Genomic DNA, 20893 nt, shown 5'->3' on the forward strand with positions numbered 1-20893 from the left:
CGCATGACGGATGCCGCGCCCCTGCAGGACGACGCCGTCACCGTCGAGGTGACGCAGTCGGAGACGGTGTTCGAGGGGCGGGTGTGGAACCTGCGCCGCGATGCGTTCGTCTACGGCGACGGCTCGATCGTGCGGGAGTACGTCGATCACTCCGGCGCCGTTGCCGTGCTCGCCCTCGACGAGGAGGGACGTGCTCTCCTCATCCGTCAGTATCGCCACCCGGTCGGCTTCCGCGAATGGGAGATCCCGGCCGGATTGCTCGATGTGCCGGGGGAGGACCCGCTCGAGGCGGCCCAGCGCGAGCTCGCCGAAGAGGCCGATCTGACCGCGGAGCGCTGGGACGTCCTGTCCGACTTCTTCACGAGCCCGGGCGGCAGCGACGAGGCGATCCGCATCTACCTCGCGCGTGGTCTTTCCGTCGCCCCGGAGACGTTCGCGCGCACCGAGGAAGAGGCCGACATCGAGGTGCGCTGGGTGCACCTGGATGAGGTCGTGGACGCGGTCCTCGCGCGGAAGCTTCAGAACCCCTCGCTCGTCATCGCCGCCCTTGCGGCCGCGGCGGGACGTTCTCGGCAGTGGACGACGCTCGGCGCGGCGGACGCACAGTGGCCGGGGCGGTCGCGTCCGGTGGGCGCAGACCGACCGCAGGGCTGAGGCCCGGATGAGGCTCGCGCGCGCCGTCGACGCGTTCCTCCGGCACATCACGATCGAGCGCGGCCTGTCGGCGCACACCGTCTCGGCGTACCGGCGCGACCTCGCCGGATACCTCGCGTGGTTGAGCGAACGCGGCGTCGACGACACCGACGCCGTGACGGGCGAGCTCGTCACGGCGTTCGCGGCGGAGCGCGCAGCATCCGACCCCCCTCCCGCGTCGACGTCGTTGGCACGGCTGCAGTCGGCGATTCGCAGCTTCCACCGCTTCCTGGCGCGCGAGGGCATCGTGACGGACGACCCGACGACGAAGCTCCGGCCCCCGAAGGCGCCGATGCGTCTGCCGAAGGCTCTTCCCGTGGACGACGTCATCCGGCTCCTGGATGCCGCCGGCCCTGCGCCCGCCGATGCCGCGCCCGGCGAGCTCATCGGGCTCCGCGACCGCGCTCTTCTGGAGCTCCTCTATGCGACCGGCGCGCGCGTGTCGGAGATCATCGACCTCGACGTCGACGACCTGATGCACGGCGATGTGCTGCGCGTGCGGGGGAAGGGCTCGAAGGAACGGATCGTTCCCGTCGGGTCGTACGCCCGGGCGTCGGTCGATGCCTACCTGACCCGAGCGCGGCCAGAGCTGTCGCGCCGAGGCCGCGCCACCTCGCGCGCGTTCCTCGGTGCGCGGGGTGCGGCCCTGTCGCGGCAGAGTGCGTGGCTCGTGATCCAGCAGGCGGCTGAACGTGCCCAGATCGCGGCCCACGTGTCTCCCCACACGCTCCGCCATTCCTTCGCGACTCATCTGCTGCAGGGCGGCGCCGACGTCCGCGTCGTCCAGGAACTCCTGGGTCATGCGTCCGTCGCGACGACGCAGATCTACACGCACGTGACCGTCGACGCCCTGCGCGACGTGTATCTCACCTCGCATCCCCGCGCTCGGTGATCCCGGTCGCGTCTGCGGGGGAGTCGCTCCACGGCGCCCTGCGATGGGATGACTAGACTCGGGTGAGCACGGCGAAGGCGGGAGATCAGTGGCGAGCAAGCGGAGCACGGCGGACGGCGATTCGGCGGTGACGACCGACGCCCCGATGGGGCCGACGGGTCGTCCCTACCACGGCTTCCCGACCCCTCCGAAGCTCGACGGCCACGGTCCGGCCCGCATCATCTCGCTCTGCAACCAGAAGGGCGGCGTCGGCAAGACGACGACGACCATCAACCTGGCGGCCGGACTCGCGTCTTACGGACGTCGCGTGCTGGCCGTCGACTTCGATCCCCAGGGCGCACTGTCGGCCGGCCTCGGTGTGCAGACGCACGAGTCTGCGACGATCTACGACCTGCTGCTCGACCCGAAGCGCGACCCGAACGAAGTCATCGTCTCGACGTCGGTCGAGGGTCTCGACATCCTCCCCGCCAACATCGACCTGTCGGCGGCCGAGGTGCACCTCGTCAACGAGGTCGCGCGTGAGACGATCCTCGCGCGGGTCCTCCGCAAGGTCGCCGGCGACTACGACGTCATCCTCATCGACTGCCAGCCCTCGCTCGGACTGCTCACGGTCAACGCGCTCACCGCGAGCCATGGCGTCCTCATCCCGCTCGAGTGCGAGTTCTTCGCCCTCCGCGGCGTGGCGCTCCTCATCGAGACGATCGACAAGGTGCGCGACCGGCTCAACCCCGCGATCACTCTCGACGGCGTGCTCGCCACGATGTACGACCCCCGCACCCTGCACTCCCGCGAAGTTCTCGAGCGAGTCGTCGACGCCTTCGGCGACGACGTGCTCGAGACGGTCATCGGCCGCACGGTGAAGTTCCCCGACGCTTCCGTCGCCGGTGTGCCGATCACGAAGTTCGCTCCCGAGCACTCCGCCGCCCAGGCATACCTGCGCCTCGCGCGGGAGCTGGTCTCCCGTGGCGCCGTCGCCTGACGAGGGCCCCGACGCCGACGCCGCGCCTTCTCCGGCCGACACGACCGAGGCCGCGGGAGATCGATTCCGTGTCTCGCTGGGCAACTTCGACGGGCCCTTCGACCTGTTGCTGACCCTGATCTCGAAGCACGAACTCGACATCACCGAGGTCTCGCTCAGCGAGGTGACCGACGAGTTCATCTCGTACCTCAAAGGACTCGACGACGACGCCGACCTCGACCAGGCATCCGAGTTCCTCGTCGTCGCAGCGACGCTGCTCGACATGAAGGTCGCAGGCCTTCTGCCCCAGGGCGAACTGGTGGATGCCGAGTCCGTCGCCCTCCTGGAAGCCCGAGATCTGCTGTTCGCACGGTTGCTGCAGTATCGCGCGTTCAAGGAAGTGTCCGCGTGGTTCGCCCGCTGCCTCGAACGCGAAGGCAAACGCCACACCCGGGCCGTGCGTCTCGACGAGAAGCATCGACGAGCTGTTCCTGAACTCGTCTGGACGCTGTCGCCCGACGATTTCGCGGCCATCGCGATGCTCGCGTTCGCGCCGAAGGAGATCCCGCACGTCGGGCTCGACCACCTGCACGCGCCGCTCGTCTCGATCCGGGAGCAGGCGGCGATCGTCGTCACGCTGTTGCGGGATGCCGGTCAGCTCAACTTCCGTGAGCTCGTCGCGGGTGTCACGCAGACCGGCGTGGTCGTGGCGCGCTTCATCGCCGTCCTCGAGCTCTATCGCCATGCCGCGCTCTCGTTCGAGCAGCTGGAGCCGCTCGGCGAGTTGACGCTGCGCTGGACCGCCGACCGCTGGTCCGAAGAGAACCTCGCCACACTGGGAGCCGACTATGACCGATGACGCAACCGAGACCGAGGCGCCGCCCCGCTCGCAGGAGCCCGGCGACATCGCACGACGCCTCGAGGCGATCCTCATGATCATCGACGAGCCGCAGAGCCTCGTCTCGCTCGCCGCCGCCGTCGGAGCACCCGTCGTGGCTGTGCGTCGCGCCGTCGACGACCTGGTCGCCGACTATGACGGCGAACGTTCCGGACCGCGCCGCGGTTTCGAACTCCGCGAAGTCGGCGGGGGATGGCGGTTCTATGTGCGGGACGAACACGACGACCTGGTCGCCGAGTTCGTCAACGGACAGGCGCCCTCGCGACTGTCGCAGGCCGCGCTCGAGACCCTCGCCGTCATCGCCTACAAGCAACCCGTGTCGCGGAGTCAGGTCGCGTCGATCCGCGCCGTGAACGTGGACTCCGTCGTCCGGACGCTCCTCGCGCGCGGGCTCATCACAGAAGCGTTCACCGACCCCGAGACCGGGGCCATCAACTACCGCACCACCGACGCGCTGCTCGGCCACCTGGGGATCAATTCCCTCGACGAGCTGCCCCCCATCTCCCCGCTGCTGGACGACGGCTCCGCGGGATTCGAAGGAGAGACCATCCGATGAACGACCAGTCCGACGAGAACCGCGTCCGCCTGCAGAAGATCCTCGCGAATGCGGGCGTCGCCTCTCGCCGCGTCTGCGAGCAGTACATCGTCGAGGGACGCGTGCGGGTCAACGGCGTCGTGATCACCGAACTCGGCTCGCGGGTCAACCCGGAGACCGACCAGGTCGACGTCGACGGCACCGCCATCCAGCTCGACACGAGCAAGCGCTACGTCGTCCTCAACAAGCCCACCGGCGTCGTCTCCTCCATGAAGGACGACCAGGGCCGTCCCGATCTGCGCCGCTTCACCGCGGACTGGCCCGAGCGCCTCTACAACGTGGGGCGGTTGGATGCCGAGACGAGCGGCCTCCTCGTCCTCACCAACGACGGCGAGCTCGCGCACGTTCTCGCACACCCGTCGTTCGGCGTGACGAAGGTCTACATCGCGAAGGTCTCGGGCCGTGTCCTGCCGCAGACGATCGCTCAGCTCACGAAGGGCATCGAGCTCGAGGACGGCCCGATCGCGGCCGACAAGGCGCGACTGCTCGACGCGAGCGGCGACACGAGCCTGGTCGAACTCACTCTCCACTCGGGGCGGAACCGGATCGTTCGTCGCATGATGGCCGCGGTCGGTCACCCCGTTGAGGAGCTGGTACGACGCCAGTTCGGCCCACTGCACCTGGGCACGCTCCCAGCGGGCCGCGCACGCGAATTGACTACAGTGGAGCGTGGTGCGCTGTTGACTCTCGCGCGCCAGGCGGACACCCCGCCCGGGGACCCCACTCAGGAGCAGTTGTGACCGACGCCATCGACGCGCGCGCCCGTGCCGTCCGCACGAGCGGCGTCGTCCGCATCGTCGGCGCCGGTCTGCTCGGCTCGAGCATCGGGCATGCGTTGCGGGCCCTCGGCGTCGACGTCGTCCTCGCCGACGCATCACCCGCGCAGTTGCGTCTCGCGGTCGACTACGGCGCGGGGCGCGTCGCGCGCGATGAGGACCGACCCGGCCTCGTCGTCGTCGCCGTGCCGCCGGACGTGACCGCCGATGTCATCGAGCGCGAGCTCACCGCCTTTCCCGACGCGGTCGTCACCGACGTGGCGAGCGTCAAGCTCGAGCCGCTCCTCGTGCTCCGCGAGCGCGGCGTCGACCTCTCCCGCTACATCGGCTCGCACCCGATGGCCGGCCGCGAACGCGGCGGTGCCATCTCGGCGCGGGCCGACATCTTCTTCGGCCGGCCGTGGGTCATCTGCCGCGACGAGGAGACCTCCGCGCGCGACCTGGCCGTCGTCGAGGGCCTCGCGCTCGACCTCGGTGCGAGCCTCGTCGAGATGACGCCCGAGGAGCACGACCGCTCCGTGGCTCTCGTCTCGCACGTGCCGCAGCTCGTGGCATCCCTCCTCGCCGGTCGATTCGTCGGCGCGGAGGACGCATCGCTGCGTCTCGCGGGCCAGGGCGTTCGCGACACGACCCGCATCGCGGCATCCGCTCCGGAGCTGTGGGTGCAGATCCTCGGCGCGAACTCGCAGCCGGTCGTCGATGTCCTGGACGCCCTCGCCGCCGATCTGACGACGGTCGCCGGAGCGCTCCGCGAGCCGGATGCGCCCGGATCGCGACGCGCTGTCGCCGACACGATCCGCCGCGGCAACGAAGGCGTCGAACGCCTCCCCGGAAAGCACGGCCAGAACCGTCGATTCGAGACCGTGGTCGTCATGGTCGACGACACCCCCGGGCAGTTGGGACGCCTGTTCGGCGACCTCGGCGAGCTCCAGGTGAACGTCGAGGACTTCCGTCTCGAGCACTCGCCCGGAGCCCAGTTCGGCCTCGGCGAGATCAGTGTCGTCCCGTCCGCCGTCACCGTCGCCACCGACGGTCTCGCGGCGCGCGGGTGGAAGATTGCGAGCCTCAATGACTGACCCCATCACGATCGCCATCGACGGTCCCGCCGGGAGCGGGAAGTCCAGCGTGTCGAAGGAGGCCGCGCGTCGACTCGGCTACGGCTACCTCGACACGGGCGCCGCGTACCGCGCGCTCGCATGGCACGTTCTCCAGCACGGCGCCGACACCTCCGCCGCCGCCGCCGTCGTCGACGCGGCCGGCGACTTCGACTACGCCATCTCGCTCGACCCCGATGAGTACTGGGTGCGCGTGGGCGACACCCTCGTCACCGACGCGATCCGCGAGCCGCACGTGAGTTCCGCTGTGAGCGGTGTCGCGCGGGTGCCGGTCATCCGCGAGCAGGTGAACGTGCTGTTCCGCCGCCTCGTGGCGGAGTCCGGCCGTCCCGGCGTCATCGTCGAGGGCCGCGACATCACCACCGTCGTCGCCCCCGATGCTCCCGTCCGGATCCTCCTGACCGCCGCCCCCGAGGTGCGCGCCGCCCGGCGCAGCGCCGAATTGACCTCACAGGATGCCGCGGCTGTCGCCGCCGCGCTGCACAAGCGCGACGCATCCGACTCCCAGGTCGTCGACTTCCTCACCGCCGCCCCCGGCGTGACGGTGGTCGACTCGACCGACCTGGACTTCGCACAGACCGTCGACGCCGTCATGGACGTCGTGCGGTCGGGAACGGAAGGCTCGCGATGAGCGCCGAAGACGATTACGAATACGAAGCCGGCCCCGACCGCATCGAGGAGAAGCTCGCCAACCTCGACGAGGAACTCGCCGAACAGCGTGCCGCCGCCCTCCGCGCCTCGCTCGCCGACTACGAGCTCGACGAGGACGACGATGAGCTCCTCGCCGGCTTCACCGCCGGCGGCGAGGTCGTCGAGCTGCTGCCCGCCCTTCCCGTGGTGGCGATCGTCGGACGGCCGAACGTCGGCAAGTCCGCACTCGTGAACCGCATCCTCGGCCGTCGCGAGGCGGTCGTCGAGGACACCCCGGGTGTCACGCGTGACCGTGTGAGCTACAAGGCCGAGTGGATGGACCGCCGGTTCACCCTCGTCGACACCGGCGGTTGGGAGCACGACGCCAAGGGGATCGACCGTTCCGTCGCCGCGCAGGCCGAGATCGCGATCGAACTCTGCGACGTCGTGATGTTCGTCGTCGACGCCATGGTGGGCGCGACGGCGACCGACGAGCAGGTCGTCCGCATGCTCCGGAAGACCGACAAGCCGGTCTTCCTCGTCGCCAACAAGATCGACGACGCCCGCCACGAGCCCGAGGCTGCGGCGCTCTGGAACCTGGGTCTCGGCGAGCCGCACCCGGTGTCGGCGATCCACGGTCGCGGCGTCGCCGACCTCCTCGACGAGGTCATGAAGGTGCTCCCCGAGATCTCGGCAGTGGCGAAGAACGAGCTCGGCGGACCGCGCCGGGTCGCGATCCTCGGCCGCCCGAACGTCGGCAAGTCCTCGCTCCTGAACAAGGCTGCGGGGGAGGAGCGCGTCGTCGTCAACGACCTCGCCGGCACCACGCGTGACCCGGTGGACGAGGTCGTCGAGCTCGGCGGCAAGCTGTGGCGTCTGGTCGACACCGCCGGCATCCGTCGTCGCGTGCACCTGCAGCAGGGTGCCGACTTCTACGCATCGCTCCGCACCAGCGCCGCGCTCGAGAAGGCCGAGGTCGCTGTCGTCGTCCTCGACGTGACCGAGACGATCAGCGTGCAGGATCTCAACATCATCGACCTGGTCCTCGAGTCGGGCCGCGCGCTCGTTCTCGCCTTCAACAAGTGGGATCGTCTCAACGACGACGACATGGACAACGCCGATCGCCGGCGCTACCTCGAGCGGGAGATCGAGCAGGACCTCGCGCACGTCACGTGGGCGCCGCGCGTCAACCTGTCGGCCCGCACGGGACGCCACCTCGAGAAGCTCGTCCCGGCGCTCGAGACCGCGCTCGAGTCGTGGGATCAGCGCATCCCCACCGGCAAGTTCAACGCGTTCCTCGCCGAACTCATCGCCGAGCACCCGCACCCGCTCCGCGGCGGCAAGCAGCCCCGCATCCTGTTCGGGACGCAGGCGTCGACTCGTCCGCCGACATTCGTGCTGTTCACGACCGGGTTCCTCGACCCCGGCTACCGCCGGTTCATCCAGCGGCGCCTGCGCGAGATCTTCGGCTTCGAGGGCACGCCGATCATCACGAACATGCGCGTGCGCGAGCGTCGCCAGCGCTGACGCTCTGCCGCCGTCGCTTCGAGAGGAGATGACGCGTCGCGAGGAGGCATCCGGTCGAACCGGTCCTCGCGAAGCGTCATCTCCTCTCTGTTCGTCGGCGAAGCTGGGGATCTGTTCCGGGACGTGACGGATGCCGCGCCCGGCCGCCGTGCGCGTGAGAGGGTGAACGCATGAGGATCGAGGAGCCGTCGAGCGGGCCACCGCGCCCGACCGGCCCCCGCGATCCGGGCGATGCGTGGGTGATCACCGATGCCGGTGAGAAGTACTGGGGCCGGTTCGGCGCAGCGGGTCTGCTCGCGCACGATCGTGAGCGCGGCGTGCTCCTGCAGCACCGCGTCGCGTGGAGCCATCACGGCGGCACGTGGGGCATCCCGGGCGGCGCGCGTCATCAGGGCGAGAGCGCGACGGATGCCGCGATGCGCGAGTCCCACGAAGAGGCCGGTGTGCCCGGCGAGGCGCTGCTGCCGCGCTTCACCAGTGTGCTCGATCTGGACGTCTGGTCGTACACGACCCTGGTTGCCGACGTGGTCCGGCCGTTCGAGCCGGTGATCGCCGATCCCGAAAGTTACGCGCTCGAGTGGGTGCCGCTCGACCAGGTCGATTCGCTGCCTCTGCACCCCGGGTTCTCCGCCTCCTGGCCGCCGCTGCGTGATCTGCTCGCCGTTCGGCCGACCGTCCTCGTGGACGCGGCGAACGTGGTCGGGTCGGTTCCCGACGGATGGTGGCGCGATCGCGCCGGTGCTGCAACGCGTCTGCTCGATCGGCTCGACGGTTTCTCGCGGGCGGGAGTCGCCGCAGCGGAGTTCTCCCTCCCCGGAGACACCTGGTATCCGACAGTCGTCGCGGTGCTCGAGGGTGAGGCGCGGAGCGCCCCCGATCGACCGGGCGCCGTCGAGGTGGTGCGGGCGGATGCCGCGGGTGACGACACGCTCGTCGCCGAGGCGCGGCGGCGCGTCGGCGACGGAGAGCGAGTCCTGCTCGTGACCAGCGACCGCGCGCTCGGCGAGCGGGCGGTCGCGGTGGGCGCCGAGGTGCGTGGGGCGTCCTGGCTGCGGGATCGGGCGTGAGGCGGAGGCTCCTCGGGGTCGCTGTCGTTCTGGTGGCGGTGGCCGCGGGGTTGGCTGTGCACGTCGGCGCGGCGGACACCGCGGCATCCGACATCGCCGGTGACGCGCTCTACGTCATCGCCGTCTGGGGCGGACTTGTCGCGCTGTTCCCGCGGTGGTCGTCGTGGCTCGTCGGCGCGATCGTGCTGGTGTGGTGCGTGGGGGTGGAGCTCTTCCAACTCACCGGCTTGCCCGTGCGGTGGGCGGGGGAGTGGCCGCCGATCGTGCTCGTGTTCGGCACCGTCTTCGACGCGCGCGACCTGCTCGTCTACGGCGTGACGGCCCTGGCCATCGCGGGGACGGATGCCGCAGTGCGCCGCCCGCGGCGACGTCGGCTCTCAGACTGAGTCGAGGTCGCGCCCGCGGAGCCGTTCGATGTCGCGTCGCTCACGCTTGGTCGGCCGGCCGGCTCCGCGGTCGCGGACGGCGACCATGGCGACCGGCTCACGCACGGGCGTGCGGTCCTCCGCGGCGACGGCGGCGACGGGAGCGCCGACGCGCTTGGTGAGGGTCTGGCGGACGACGAGGATGCGGTCGAACCCCGCGATGCGCACGCGCAGTTCGTCGCCGATCCTGACCTGTTGGGCGGCTTTGGCTTTGTCACCGTTGACGCGCACATGTCCCGCACGGCATGCGGTCGTCGCTGCCGAGCGAGTCTTGTAGACGCGGACCGCCCACAGCCAGGAGTCCACGCGAACGGCATCCGCCATGTCCGTCCTCCTTCTGTCCGGTGGCTCCATCGTAGGTCGGGTCAGGATGCCGCGAGCCGCCGTTCGACGCGGGTGAACATGGCCTCGTCGAAGGCGACGATGCGAGCCTCGGTCACGCTCGACGGTGTCTCAGCCAGTGTCGTGACGGCAGCGTCGACCGCGTCGTCGAGTGGCCAGCCGTAAATCCCCGCGCTGATGAGAGGGATGGCGACGGTCGTGGCGCCGAGCTCGTCGGCTACGTCGAGAGCGCGGCGATAGCAAGATATGAGCAGGTCGCGGTCGCGTTCGCCTGCCGCATGATTCGGGCCGACGACGTGGATGACCCAACGGGCGGGAAGATCGCCGGCGGTCGTCCACCCGGCATCCCCGGTCGCGAGGCCGTGGGGGAAGCGCGCGATGCAGTCGGCGAGGACCTCGGGCCCGCCCGCACGGTGGATGGCGCCGTCGACTCCGCCGCCGCCACGCATGGCGCGGTTCGCCGCGTTGACGACGGCGTCGACCTTTTGGCGGGTGATGTCGCCGCGGACGGCTGTGACACGACTCATGCAAATGCCCTCGCGACAAGGGGGCATTCGGCACCGGAACGAGCGGTATCTGACTGAGTGGGCCCGGTGGATATCGGCGTCATGCGGGCAGAGTAGCGGCGGTAACGGACACGCGGAACCCCGTGGCGGTTCGCGGGCGGCCCCGGGACCGGTTAGGATAGTGGAGTTGTCCGCAAGGGCAACGGACCGGGATGTGGCGCAGCTTGGTAGCGCACTTGACTGGGGGTCAAGGGGTCGCAGGTTCAAATCCTGTCATCCCGACCGGACGAGGCCCGGAATCTCAACAGAGGTTCCGGGCCTTTTGCATGTCCATCTCGCGTGGGCGACTCCACAAGGGCTCCAATGCATGGTGAGACAAAGGCGCCCGAGAAGCTGGACGAGTCTCGTCCGGTCCGTTCTCTGACAAGGGCACACCCCTCCGCGAGGCTGTGCAGCATGGGTATGGTCGTGATCCCGGTGCCGCGGCCTGCCCCTGATAAGGAGGGGGCTCTGGGCCGCCACATGGCGCACAGGCTTACCATGACCCCATGAGTGCGCAGTCGAGGGTGTGGGCGGCCACGGCCGGAGTCGTGTCCGTCGGCGCAGCCCTCGCCGTCGCCGAGCTGATCGCGCTCATGGTCGCTCCGCAGAGCAGCCCGCTGTTGGCCGTCGGCTCTCTCGTGATCGACCTCGCGCCACCGTGGGCGAAAGACGCCGCCATCGCACTCTTCGGCACGAACGACAAAATCTTCCTGCTGGTGCTGCTGTCGGTGCTGCTGGCGCTCGTCGCCGCCGGCGCCGGCATCCTTCACCTCGCTGCTCCGCCCGGAGGTGTTCTCGTCCTGGGCGTGCTCGGCGCCATCGCGGCGCTCGCGGTCATGACCCGCGCACAAGCGACCGGAGCGTGGGCCATCCCGACAGTCCTGGGCATCACGGTGGGATGCCTGCTGCTGCACATGCTCATCGTGCGCCTACGGCGGTCCCTCCCCAACCCCAACGGCGCCACGGCATCTCCTTCCTCGCCGTCGCGACGTGGTTTCGTCGCTCTGCTCGCAGGGTCGGCCGCGGCGGTGATCGTCGTCGGCGTGGGCTCGCGCCTTGCGAATGCCGCGACCATCACGACGCAGACCATCCGTCGGGCCATCACCCTGCCGAAGCCCACGGCGGCGGCTCCCGTGCCCGCCGGGGCGTCGCTCGACGTCGAGGGGATCTCGCCGCTGATCACTGCGAACGAGAACTTCTATCGGATCGACACCGCCTTGCAGGTGCCCGCCATCGACCCGGAGACTTGGCGTCTGCGCATCGTCGGCATGGTGGAGAACGAGATCGAGATCGGCTTCGACGAGCTGCTCGCATTGCCGCTCGGCGAGTCCATCACCACCCTCATGTGCGTCTCGAACGAGGTGGGAGGCAGCCTGATCGGGAACGCACTCTGGCTCGGCTATCCGATCCGCGACCTGCTGGCGCGGGCCCGGCCACTGGCCGGCGCCGACATGGTGCTCTCTCGCAGCGTCGACGGATTCACCGCGAGCACGCCGCTCGAGATCCTCCAAGAAGAGGACCGTAATGCGATCTTCGCGGTCGGCATGAACGGCGAGCCGTTGCCGCCGGAGCACGGCTTTCCCGTGCGCATGGTCGTGCCCGGCCTGTACGGCTATGTGTCGGCGACAAAATGGGTCACGCAGCTCGAGGTCACCACGTTCGACCAGGCCTCCGCTTACTGGACCGACCGCGGGTGGTCGGAACGGGGACCCGTCAAGATCGGCTCACGCATCGATGTGCCGACGAACCGCGCTTCCATGACGGCCGGCTCGATTGCTGTCGCGGGCGTTGCATGGGCTCAGCACACCGGCATCCGGGGCGTGCAGGTGCGCGTCGACGGCAGCGACTGGCAGGACGCGCGCTTGGCGACGGCGATCTCCTCGGACACCTGGGTGCAGTGGGTGTACCAGTGGGATGCCGCCGCCGGCACTCACGAGATCGAAGTCCGCGCGACGGACGCCGACGGTCAGGTGCAGAGCGGTGACGACGTCCCCGTCGTCCCGAACGGCGCCGAGGGCTGGCATTCCATCTCGGTGACCGTCGGCTGAGCGGACGTCAGCTCGCAGCGAGGAACGCTCTGGCGGCGCAGACCAGCTGCGAGTGGCCCACGTCGATCGCCTTTGCTCAGCCGACGGTCGATCTGAACTTCGCTTGACGGCCCGTCCTAACCCGGGTTAGCATCATCCACACATGGCGTTAACCCGGGTTAGTCGCCTCAACGGAGAGGGCTCACGTGTCGATCGACAGGCAACGCGCGGTGACGATGCGCGACATCGCCGAGCGGGCGGGTGTGTCGCGGACCGCGGTCTCGTTCGTGCTGAACGACCGCCGCTCCGTCTCTCTGTCGGATGAGACGCGAGACCGCGTGCTGAGCGTCGCCGCCGAGCTCGGCTATCGGCGCAACGCGAGCGCCCAAGCGCTCGCCCACCAGCGAAGCGACTGGTACGGACTCGTCACGGAGATCGTCACCGCCCCATTCGCCGTCGAGATCATCAAGGGCGCTCAGGATCGCGCGCTGAGGGACGGAAAGTACCTCCTCATCGCCTCGACCGAGTCGGATGCCGAGGCCGAGTCCGCTGCTATCGAGCGATTCCTGGAACAACGGGTCGAAGGAATCATCTACGCCGCGACATGGCACCGTGCCGTCACCATCCCGGACATCGCGAGCGAGGTTCCCACCGTTCTCGTGAACTGTTTCGACGAGGAGGGCCGCTACCCTGCGGTCGTCCCCGACGAGCGCACGGGCGGGCGACGCGCCACCGAACGACTTCTCGCTGCGGGACACCGTCGAATCGGCTTCGTCAATCTCGATCCCGGGATCCCGGCGGCAGTGGGAAGACGCTTGGGCTACCACGACGCATTGCGCGACGCGGGCCTCGACATCGACGAATCCCTCGAAATATCTGGACACGCGACAGCAGACGGCGGCTTCACTGCGGTCGACGCTCTGCTCGACCTTCCGACGCCTCCCACTGCGATCTTCTGCGCGAACGACCGCATGGCCATGGGAGCGTACGACGCCATCAAGGAGCGCGGACTGCGCATCCCCCACGACGTGGCCGTCATCGGATTCGACAATCAGGAGCTCATCGCGGCGTACCTGAGGCCGAGTCTGACGACGGTCGCCCTGCCCTTCGATGAGATGGGCGCCCGAGGCGTGGACATCCTCGCCGCTATCACAGCGGGCCAGTCGACCGACGCCACACGGGTGACGGTCGACTGCCCGCTCCTGGAACGCTCGTCCGTGTGACTGGACATCGCTGAACGAGCACACCCTTCGCCTTCAAGGAAGAAGAAAGGAACACCATCATCATGACACTCCGTAGAGGCCGCGCGCTCGCGGCGGTGGCCGCCGCGGCGGCCTTCGCCCTTGCGCTCGTCGGATGCAGCGGCGGCGGGAAAGACACCGCCGCCGATCTGGACGGCACTCAGCTGCTCACTATTCCGCGGGAGGACATGGGAACGTTCGACCGTAACTTCAACCCGTTCTCCAACCCCGACTTCCCCATGACCCAGCAGGCGATCTACGAATCGATGCTGATCTTCAACCCCGCCGACGGCACGACCACGCCCTGGCTCGCAACCGAGTGGGAGGTGGCTCCCGACGGGACCGGGGTGACCTACCACCTCCGTGACGACGTGAAGTGGTCCGACGGCGAGCCGCTCGTGGCCGACGACGTCGTCGTCAGCTTCGATCTGCAGCGCCAGATCCGCGGCGGATTCGACTACATCGAGAAGATCACCGCCGTCGACGACACGACGGTCCAGTTCGACTTCTCCGAGCCGTTCTCGCCCGCTCTTCTCGACATCGGTCAGCAGTCCATCGCACCCGCCCACATCTGGCGCGAGTTCGACGACCCCGCCAAGGAAACCAACCCCGAGCCCGTCGGAACCGGCCCGTACACCGAGGTCACGAACTTCCAAGCGCAGTCGTTCGATCTGCTCCGCAACCCGGAGTACTGGCAGCCCGACGCCCAGCGCATCGAGGGCATCCGCGTGCTCGCCTTCGCCGGCAACGACGGCGCGAACCTCGCCGCCGCCAACGGCGACGTCGACTGGGCGCCGCAGTTCATCCCCAACATCGAGAAGGCCTACGTCGAAAAGGACCCGGAGCACCGCTTCTACTGGTTCCCCCCGACCGGCTCGATGGTGAACTGGCAGTTCAACACGACCAAGGCACCGTTCGACGATGCGAATGTACGCAAGGCGCTGTCGATGGCCGTGGATCGTGAGCAGGTCGCGGAAATCGGGATGCAGGGCTACACGAAGCCCGCGGACTGCACCGGGCTGACCGGGTCTTACGACTCCTGGCGTGACGAGGATGTCGTGTCCTCCTGCACCTGGACGAAACGCGACCTCGACGGCGCGGCGAAGCTGCTCGACGAAGCCGGAATCACCCTCGGCTCCGACGGCAAGCGCGTCCTGCCCGACGGCACGCCGTTCGAGTTCGACTATTCGGTGGGCGCCGCGTCGAGCGACTGGGTGTCGGTCGGCAACGTCATCGCACAGAACCTCGCCGAACTCGGGGTCACGGTGAATGTCGCTGCGCGGGACTGGGCGGAGGTCGTCTCGGGCTATGAGACCGGCGACTTCGACTCCGGAGTGGTGTGGAGCAACTCCGCACCGACGCCGTACCAGTTCTACCGGGGCGTCATGTCGACCGAAACCGTCAAACCGGCCGGCGAGCAGGCCTTCGAGAACTATCACCGCTTCGGCACCCCGAAGGCGGATGCCCTCCTCGACCGGTTCGCTGCGGCATCCGATCAGGCGACGCAGACCTCGGTCATGAACGAGCTTGAAGCGCTCTTCGCGGCGGAGGCCCCGGTGGCGCCGCTGTTCCCCGGGCCGGAGTGGGGAGCGGCCAGCACGGCGCGCTTCACCGGGTGGCCGACCGAGGACGACCCGTACGCGACTCTCTCGACGCGTGCGCGTACCGCGGTTCTCATCCTGACGACGCTCGAGCCCGTCAAGGGCTGATTTCGGCAGCCCGTTGCGCCACCCGGTGTGGTGGCGCAACGGGCACCGAGGAGGAACACCATGGGATACATCCTTCGGCGACTCGGGTTCTACCTGGCCGCCTTCTGGGTTTCGATAACCCTGAACTTCATGCTGCCCAGGCTCATGCCCGGCGACCCCGTCTCGCGCATGGTCGCACGACTGCAGGGGTCGATCCGGCCCGAGCAGATCGAGGCGCTGCGCCGGTCGTTCGGCGTCGACGACGCCCCCCTGTGGGAGCAGTACGTGCGCTACCTGGGGCAGATGCTCTCGGGCGACATGGGCTTCTCGATCTCACGATTCCCGACGCCCGTGACCGACGTCATCGCCGGACAAGTGGGGTGGACCGTTCTGCTGGGGCTGACCTCGTTGATCATCGCGGTGGCCATCGGCAACCTTCTCGGCATCCTCGCCGCCTGGCGTCGAGGCGGGGTTCTGGATTCCGTCCTCCCGCCGGTACTGATCTTCATCGGTTCGTTCCCCTACTTCTGGCTCGCCATGGGACTGCTGTGGCTGTTCGGCGTGACCCTCGGCTGGTTCCCGCTCCGTCACGCGTTCTCGATGGGCACGGTCCCGGACTTCTCGCTCGACTTCGTCGGCGACGTGGCCTACCACCTCGTGCTGCCGGCAACCTCGATCGTCCTCGTCTCGATCGGCGGGTGGATGCTGGGGATGCGCAACACGATGATCGCCACGAACGCCGAGGACTACATCGTCATGGCCGAGGCGAAGGGCCTGCGTCCCGGCCGGATCATGATGCGATACGCCGCGCGCAACGCGATGCTCCCGTCGGTGACCGCCTTCGGCATGTCGCTCGGCTTCATCGTCGGTGGCGCCCTGCTCACCGAGGTCGTCTTCGCCTACCCGGGCGTCGGATACCAACTTCTCTCCGCAGTGCAGAACCTCGATTACCCGCTGATGCAGGGCCTGTTCCTCACCATCACCACCGCGGTCCTGATCGCCAACTTCCTCGTGGACATCGTGTACGTGCGGCTCGACCCGCGCGTGCGCGTCAGCTGATTGGAGCGTGACGATGTCTCTCGCACAAGAACCCAACGCGATGGCCGAGATCGACCTCGGCGGTGAACCCGACTCCACCTCGCGACGCCGACCCGCCCGTGAGGGCCTGATCCAGGGCCTGCTCTCGAACAAGAAGGCGATCGCGGGCCTCGTCATCCTGGCGGTGTTCGCCGCGATCGCGTTGCTCGCGCCGGTGCTGTCGCCGGGCGACCCGACCTTGATCCAAGGGCTCGGCGCTCAGCCGCCGTCGGGGGATCACCTGCTGGGCACCACCGCCAAGGGACAGGACGTCTTGGCGCTGAACCTGTGGGGCGCGCGCTCCTCGCTCTTCGTCGGGTTCATCGTCGGCATCCTCGCCACCCTTGTCGGCCTGCTCGTGGGGCTCGCATCGGCCTACCTCGGCCGGGTGGTCGACAACGTCCTGTCGCTCGTGACGAACGTGTTCCTCCTCCTGCCCGGGCTGCCCCTGCTCGTCATCCTCGCCGCCTTCCTCCCGCAGGGCATCGGCACCGTGATCCTCGTCCTGGTGATCACGGGGTGGGCGGGATCGGCGCGCGTGCTGCGCTCGCAGGCGTTGTCCATCCGCGGCAAGGACTTCGTCGCGGCCGCACAGGTCACCGGTGAGGGATCGTTCCGCATCATGTTCCGCGAGATCCTCCCGAACATGGCGTCGATCGTCATGAGCACGCTCCTGGCATGCATCATCTTCGGCATCGGTGCGCAGGCCGGGCTCGAGTTCCTCGGCCTGGGCGACATCAGCACGGTCAGCTGGGGCACGAACCTCTACTGGGCCAGCAACGACGGGGCGCTGCTGACCGGCGCATGGTGGGTCTTCGTCCCTCCGGGCGTGTCGATCGCATTGGTCGCCTTCGCGCTCGCCCTCGTCAACTACGGCGTCGACGAGACGACCAACCCTCGCCTGCGTCGCCCCCGTCGTCGGGTCGCCGCAGCCCAGCCCACCCCCGTTCTGTCGAAGGAGGTCTCGCGATGAGCGCTCCTCTGCTCGAGGTCGATGACCTCACCGTCGAGTACGTGACCGACACGCGGGTCGTCACCGCCGTGGACCGAGTGAGCTTCACCATCGGTGAAGGCGAGGTGTTCGGACTTGCGGGTGAGTCGGGATGCGGAAAGTCGACCATCGCGAACGCGGTGCTGCGTCTGCTTCGCGACCCCGCCGTGATCGCCGGCGGATCGATCCGCTTCCGCGGCACCGACGTGCTCGCGCTCACTGCGCAGGAGCTTCGCGCCTTCCGGTGGCGTCAGGTCGCGATGGTCTTCCAAAGCGCGATGAACTCGCTGAACCCCGTGATGACGATCGGCGATCAGATCGCCGACATCTACACGACGCACGATGGGGTCTCGAAGAAAGAGGCGCTGCGCCGCGCGGCAGGCCTCCTCGACCTGGTCGGGATCCCGCGCGACCGCCTGCGCTCCTATCCGCACCAGCTCTCGGGCGGGATGCGGCAGCGCGTCGTCATCGCGATGGCGACGGCACTCCGACCGCCGCTCCTCATCATGGACGAGCCGACGACGGCTCTCGACGTCGTCGTGCAGCAGGAGATCATGGCGCAGATCAAAGACCTGCAGCGCGAACTCGGGTTCGCGGTGCTGTTCATCACGCACGACATGTCGCTGATGGTCGAGCTCTCCGACCGGATGGCCGTGATGTATGCGGGCCGCTTCGTGGAGACCGCACCGGCCGTCACCGTGTTCGACGAGCCCCGGCATCCGTACACTCGCGCCCTCATGAACGCCTTCCCGCCGATGACCGGTCCGCGCACGCGGCTGACCGGCCTCGGCGAGGGCATCCGATTCGCCCACATCCCCGACTTGGTCCCCGTCGCCGCAGACCACTGGGTCGCGCCGTCGGGGCCCACCGACTCCTCGACGGAGGTCGCTCGATGAGCCCGTCCGACACACCAGTCCTGTCCATCCGCGGTCTGGAGAAGACCTTCTCGATCGGCAGCGCATTCTCGCGTGGCCGCGTGCGGGCGCTGGGAGGCGTCGACCTCGACATCGCGCACGGTGAGGTGGTGGCGCTGGTGGGGGAGTCGGGCAGCGGTAAGTCCACGCTCGCCCGCTGCCTCGCCCGCCTGGAGCAGCCTTCGGGAGGCACCTTCTCGTTCGAGGGGCGCGACGTCCTGACGTCTGAGCGCCGGGGCGCGAGCCGCGCATACCGGTCGGCCGTGCAGATGATCTTCCAAGACCCGTTCGGGTCGCTCAACCCGGTCCACCGTGTGGGGCACTTCCTCGAGCGGCCGCTCCGCCTCCACGACGCGGCTGCGGGGCGTTCGGAGATCGATGCGGCAAAGCGCCGCTTGATGGCGAAAGTGGATCTGCCGGCAGAACTGCTCGACCGCTACCCGCATGAGTTGTCGGGCGGGCAACGCCAGCGCATCGCCATCGCGAGGGCGCTCGCCGTCAATCCGCGACTCATCCTGGCCGACGAACCGACGTCGATGCTCGACGTGTCGGTGCGTATCGGCGTGCTGAACCTGATGCGCACGCTCTGCGAGCAGCAGGGAATCTCGATGCTCTACATCACGCATGATCTCGCGTCGGCGCGCTACATTGCCGACCGCATCGTGGTCATGTTCGCCGGCGAGTTCGTCGAGGGTGGAGATGCGATGGCGCTGTTGGCCGATCCGATGCATCCCTACACGCAGCTGCTCATCTCCGCGGTGCCGGACCCGCGGCGCCGCGGATCGTTCGATGCCGCCGAGCGCGCGCGGTTGCGACGAGAGGTGCTGCACCCGACGACCTGCCGGTGGGAAGGAACGGGCGACCAGCCCTGCTCGGCCGACACCCCCGTCTTCCACCGCGTGAGCGATACGCCCGAGCACTGGGTCCGTTGCCAGCTCTATGCGCCGCCCTCCGATGCGCCCGGCACCGCGATCGACAGCCCCGCGATGGATGAGGAGTCCACCGTCCTATGACCGACATCGTCACACCCCTGCAGGCCATGCCGTCCGAGATGCTCGAGCGAGCCGCGGCCGACCGTCACCGTCCGGCGTTCCATTTCACGTCGCCTGCCGGCTGGCTCAACGACCCCAACGGCCTCACGCAGCGCGACGGGGTGTTCCACCTCTTCTACCAGTTCAACCCGTTCGCTGCGGTCCACGACCGCATCCACTGGGGTCACGCCATCAGCGAAGACCTCGTCAATTGGCGCGACCTGCCCATCGCGCTCGCGCCGAGCGAGGGGCCCGACGTCGACGGGTGCTGGTCCGGCGTGCTCGTGTACGACGGCGACGTGCCGACGATCGTCTATTCCGGCAGGCGCGGTGATCAGGAACTGCCCTGTCTCGCCACCGGGTCGAGCGACCTGGTCACCTGGACGAAGGACACCGGCAACCCCGCCATCGCGGCGCCGCCTCCCGACCTCGACATCGTCGCCTTCCGTGACCACTGCGTGTGGCGCGAGGGCGACACCTGGCGGCAGATCATCGGTGCGGGCATCCGCGGTCAGGGCGGTACGGCCCTGATGTACGAGTCCCCGGACCTTCGGCAGTGGAACTATCTCGGTCCGCTGCTCGTCGGAGACTCCGAGGACCGTCCACGTGACGCCCCGGATTGGACCGGCACGATGTGGGAATGCGTGGACCTGTTCCACCTCGACGCCGACGATGTCGACCGCGACGTGCTCGTCTTCTCCGCCTGGGATGAGGGCGTGACGCATCATCCGCTCTACTGGACCGGGCACTACGAAGGCGTGCACTTCGAGCCGGAGGCGCTCCACCGCCTCGACCTCGGTGGGCGCTACTTCTACGCTCCGCAATCCATGCAGGATGCCGGCGGTCGCCGGGTCCTGTTCGGCTGGATGCAGGAGGGGCGGCCCGACGCGGCGGCTGTCGCCGCGGGGTGGTCGGGCGTGATGTCGCTTCCGCGCGTCGCGACGCTGCGAGCAGACGGGTCGCTGCACCAGGCGCCCGCGCCGGAAGTGTCGAGCCTCCGGCAGGAGCTGCTGCACGACGGGCCGGCCGAAGGTGCCTCCGTGCGGGGCGACCAGCTCGACCTCGAGCTCGACATCGACCTTCCCGAGGGCGGCTCGGTCGAGCTCGCCGTGCTGGCGTCGCCTCAGGGCGACGAGCGAAGCGTCTATCGCGTGTCCCGCTCGGACGGCGAAGCGACGATCCTCCTCGACCGGTCGCGATCCAGTCTCGATTCCGACGTCGACACCGCGGAGCTCTCCGGGACCTTCCCGATGAGCGGCGACCGGGTGGCTGTGCGGGTGCTCGTCGACCACTCTGCACTCGAGGCGTTCGTGAACGGCGTCCCGCTGGCGGCGCGGGCCTACCCGACGCTGCGTGATGCGGTCGGCGTCGAGATTCAGGCGTCGGGAGCACGCGTCCACCTGCGTGCCTGGGAAATGAGTGCGGCAGCGACGCCGCGCTGACCGAATCGGAGGAACC

The 20893-nt window shown here is 68.9% G+C and carries 21 protein-coding genes and 1 tRNA gene; 20 read left to right on the forward strand and 2 right to left on the reverse strand.

The features are described from left to right. Positions 1 to 3: 3 nt before the first annotated feature. The 11 genes from ABQ271_RS05270 to ABQ271_RS05320 all read left to right on the forward strand — a co-directional run bounded on the left by ABQ271_RS05270 (position 4) and on the right by ABQ271_RS05320 (position 9537). A complete protein-coding gene (locus tag ABQ271_RS05270; protein WP_349310455.1) occupies positions 4 to 654 on the forward strand; it encodes an NUDIX hydrolase in 651 nt (216 codons plus the stop codon). 7 nt (positions 655 to 661) lie between these two features. Beyond that, entirely contained in the window at positions 662 to 1585 is a 924-nt protein-coding gene (gene xerD, locus ABQ271_RS05275) for a site-specific tyrosine recombinase XerD (RefSeq protein WP_349310456.1), read from the forward strand. A gap of 145 nt (positions 1586 to 1730) precedes the next feature. Next, the gene (locus ABQ271_RS05280) at positions 1731 to 2564 is read left to right on the forward strand and encodes a ParA family protein (RefSeq protein WP_349310851.1); all 834 of its coding nucleotides are present in this window, start codon (positions 1731 to 1733) and stop codon (positions 2562 to 2564) included. Continuing rightward, on the forward strand, positions 2548 to 3402 hold the full coding sequence (locus ABQ271_RS05285; RefSeq protein ID WP_349310457.1) for a ScpA family protein: 855 nt from the start codon (positions 2548 to 2550) through the stop codon (positions 3400 to 3402). Before ABQ271_RS05280 ends, ABQ271_RS05285 begins: the two co-directional genes overlap by 17 nt. Continuing rightward, entirely contained in the window at positions 3392 to 3997 is a 606-nt protein-coding gene (locus ABQ271_RS05290; protein WP_349310458.1) for an SMC-Scp complex subunit ScpB, read from the forward strand. The genes ABQ271_RS05285 and ABQ271_RS05290 overlap by 11 nt, the downstream gene beginning before the upstream one ends. Then, entirely contained in the window at positions 3994 to 4776 is a 783-nt protein-coding gene (locus ABQ271_RS05295) for a pseudouridine synthase (RefSeq protein WP_349310459.1), read from the forward strand. Before ABQ271_RS05290 ends, ABQ271_RS05295 begins: the two co-directional genes overlap by 4 nt. Next, on the forward strand, positions 4773 to 5888 hold the full coding sequence (locus ABQ271_RS05300) for a prephenate dehydrogenase (RefSeq protein ID WP_349310460.1): 1116 nt from the start codon (positions 4773 to 4775) through the stop codon (positions 5886 to 5888). The genes ABQ271_RS05295 and ABQ271_RS05300 overlap by 4 nt, the downstream gene beginning before the upstream one ends. Next, complete coding sequence (gene cmk, locus ABQ271_RS05305) at positions 5881 to 6558, forward strand: (d)CMP kinase (RefSeq protein ID WP_349310461.1); 678 nt, start codon at positions 5881 to 5883, stop codon at positions 6556 to 6558. Before ABQ271_RS05300 ends, cmk begins: the two co-directional genes overlap by 8 nt. Beyond that, a complete protein-coding gene (der, locus tag ABQ271_RS05310) occupies positions 6555 to 8084 on the forward strand; it encodes a ribosome biogenesis GTPase Der (RefSeq protein ID WP_036308425.1) in 1530 nt (509 codons plus the stop codon). Before cmk ends, der begins: the two co-directional genes overlap by 4 nt. Positions 8085 to 8254: 170 nt before the next feature. Continuing rightward, positions 8255 to 9151: an NUDIX hydrolase gene (locus ABQ271_RS05315; RefSeq protein ID WP_349310462.1), complete on the forward strand. Its 897-nt coding sequence runs from the start codon at positions 8255 to 8257 to the stop codon at positions 9149 to 9151. Next, positions 9148 to 9537 (forward strand): DUF2809 domain-containing protein, encoded by a 390-nt coding sequence (locus tag ABQ271_RS05320; RefSeq protein ID WP_349310463.1) that lies wholly within the window; start codon positions 9148 to 9150, stop codon positions 9535 to 9537. The genes ABQ271_RS05315 and ABQ271_RS05320 overlap by 4 nt, the downstream gene beginning before the upstream one ends. On the opposite strand, the gene ABQ271_RS05325 is transcribed toward ABQ271_RS05320, so the two are convergent. Together ABQ271_RS05325 and ABQ271_RS05330 are read right to left on the reverse strand one after the other, a co-directional pair. Further along, positions 9529 to 9900 carry a S4 domain-containing protein gene (locus ABQ271_RS05325; RefSeq protein ID WP_349310464.1) on the reverse strand — a complete coding sequence of 124 codons (372 nt, stop codon included), beginning with the start codon at positions 9898 to 9900 and terminating at the stop codon, positions 9529 to 9531. The two genes, ABQ271_RS05320 and ABQ271_RS05325, sit on opposite strands and share 9 nt — an antisense overlap. Positions 9901 to 9941: 41 nt before the next feature. Then, positions 9942 to 10445: an O-acetyl-ADP-ribose deacetylase gene (locus ABQ271_RS05330; protein ID WP_349310465.1), complete on the reverse strand. Its 504-nt coding sequence runs from the start codon at positions 10443 to 10445 to the stop codon at positions 9942 to 9944. A gap of 187 nt (positions 10446 to 10632) precedes the next feature. Between ABQ271_RS05330 and ABQ271_RS05335 the strand changes: the two genes are divergently transcribed. From ABQ271_RS05335 to ABQ271_RS05375, 9 genes are all read left to right on the forward strand, one after another. Further along, positions 10633 to 10706 (forward strand) — tRNA-Pro (locus tag ABQ271_RS05335). A 266-nt stretch (positions 10707 to 10972) separates the two neighbouring features. After that, a complete protein-coding gene (locus ABQ271_RS05340; RefSeq protein WP_349310466.1) occupies positions 10973 to 12514 on the forward strand; it encodes a molybdopterin-dependent oxidoreductase in 1542 nt (513 codons plus the stop codon). Positions 12515 to 12699: 185 nt separating this feature from the next. Next, the gene (locus tag ABQ271_RS05345; protein ID WP_349310467.1) at positions 12700 to 13716 is read left to right on the forward strand and encodes a LacI family DNA-binding transcriptional regulator; all 1017 of its coding nucleotides are present in this window, start codon (positions 12700 to 12702) and stop codon (positions 13714 to 13716) included. Positions 13717 to 13778: 62 nt separating this feature from the next. Then, positions 13779 to 15443, forward strand: a complete 1665-nt coding sequence (locus tag ABQ271_RS05350; protein ID WP_349310468.1) for an ABC transporter substrate-binding protein — start codon at positions 13779 to 13781, stop codon at positions 15441 to 15443. Positions 15444 to 15503: 60 nt separating this feature from the next. Beyond that, complete coding sequence (locus ABQ271_RS05355) at positions 15504 to 16481, forward strand: ABC transporter permease (RefSeq protein WP_036308436.1); 978 nt, start codon at positions 15504 to 15506, stop codon at positions 16479 to 16481. A gap of 13 nt (positions 16482 to 16494) precedes the next feature. Next, a complete protein-coding gene (locus ABQ271_RS05360) occupies positions 16495 to 17472 on the forward strand; it encodes an ABC transporter permease (RefSeq protein ID WP_349310469.1) in 978 nt (325 codons plus the stop codon). Beyond that, on the forward strand, positions 17469 to 18386 hold the full coding sequence (locus tag ABQ271_RS05365) for an ABC transporter ATP-binding protein (RefSeq protein ID WP_136362063.1): 918 nt from the start codon (positions 17469 to 17471) through the stop codon (positions 18384 to 18386). The genes ABQ271_RS05360 and ABQ271_RS05365 overlap by 4 nt, the downstream gene beginning before the upstream one ends. Next, positions 18383 to 19417 (forward strand): ABC transporter ATP-binding protein, encoded by a 1035-nt coding sequence (locus tag ABQ271_RS05370; protein WP_349310470.1) that lies wholly within the window; start codon positions 18383 to 18385, stop codon positions 19415 to 19417. The genes ABQ271_RS05365 and ABQ271_RS05370 overlap by 4 nt, the downstream gene beginning before the upstream one ends. Further along, positions 19414 to 20877: a glycoside hydrolase family 32 protein gene (locus ABQ271_RS05375; protein WP_349310471.1), complete on the forward strand. Its 1464-nt coding sequence runs from the start codon at positions 19414 to 19416 to the stop codon at positions 20875 to 20877. The genes ABQ271_RS05370 and ABQ271_RS05375 overlap by 4 nt, the downstream gene beginning before the upstream one ends. Positions 20878 to 20893 lie beyond the last annotated feature (16 nt).

It is taken from the genome of Microbacterium sp. MM2322, assembly GCF_964186585.1.
Classification (GTDB): Bacteria; Actinomycetota; Actinomycetes; order Actinomycetales; family Microbacteriaceae; genus Microbacterium.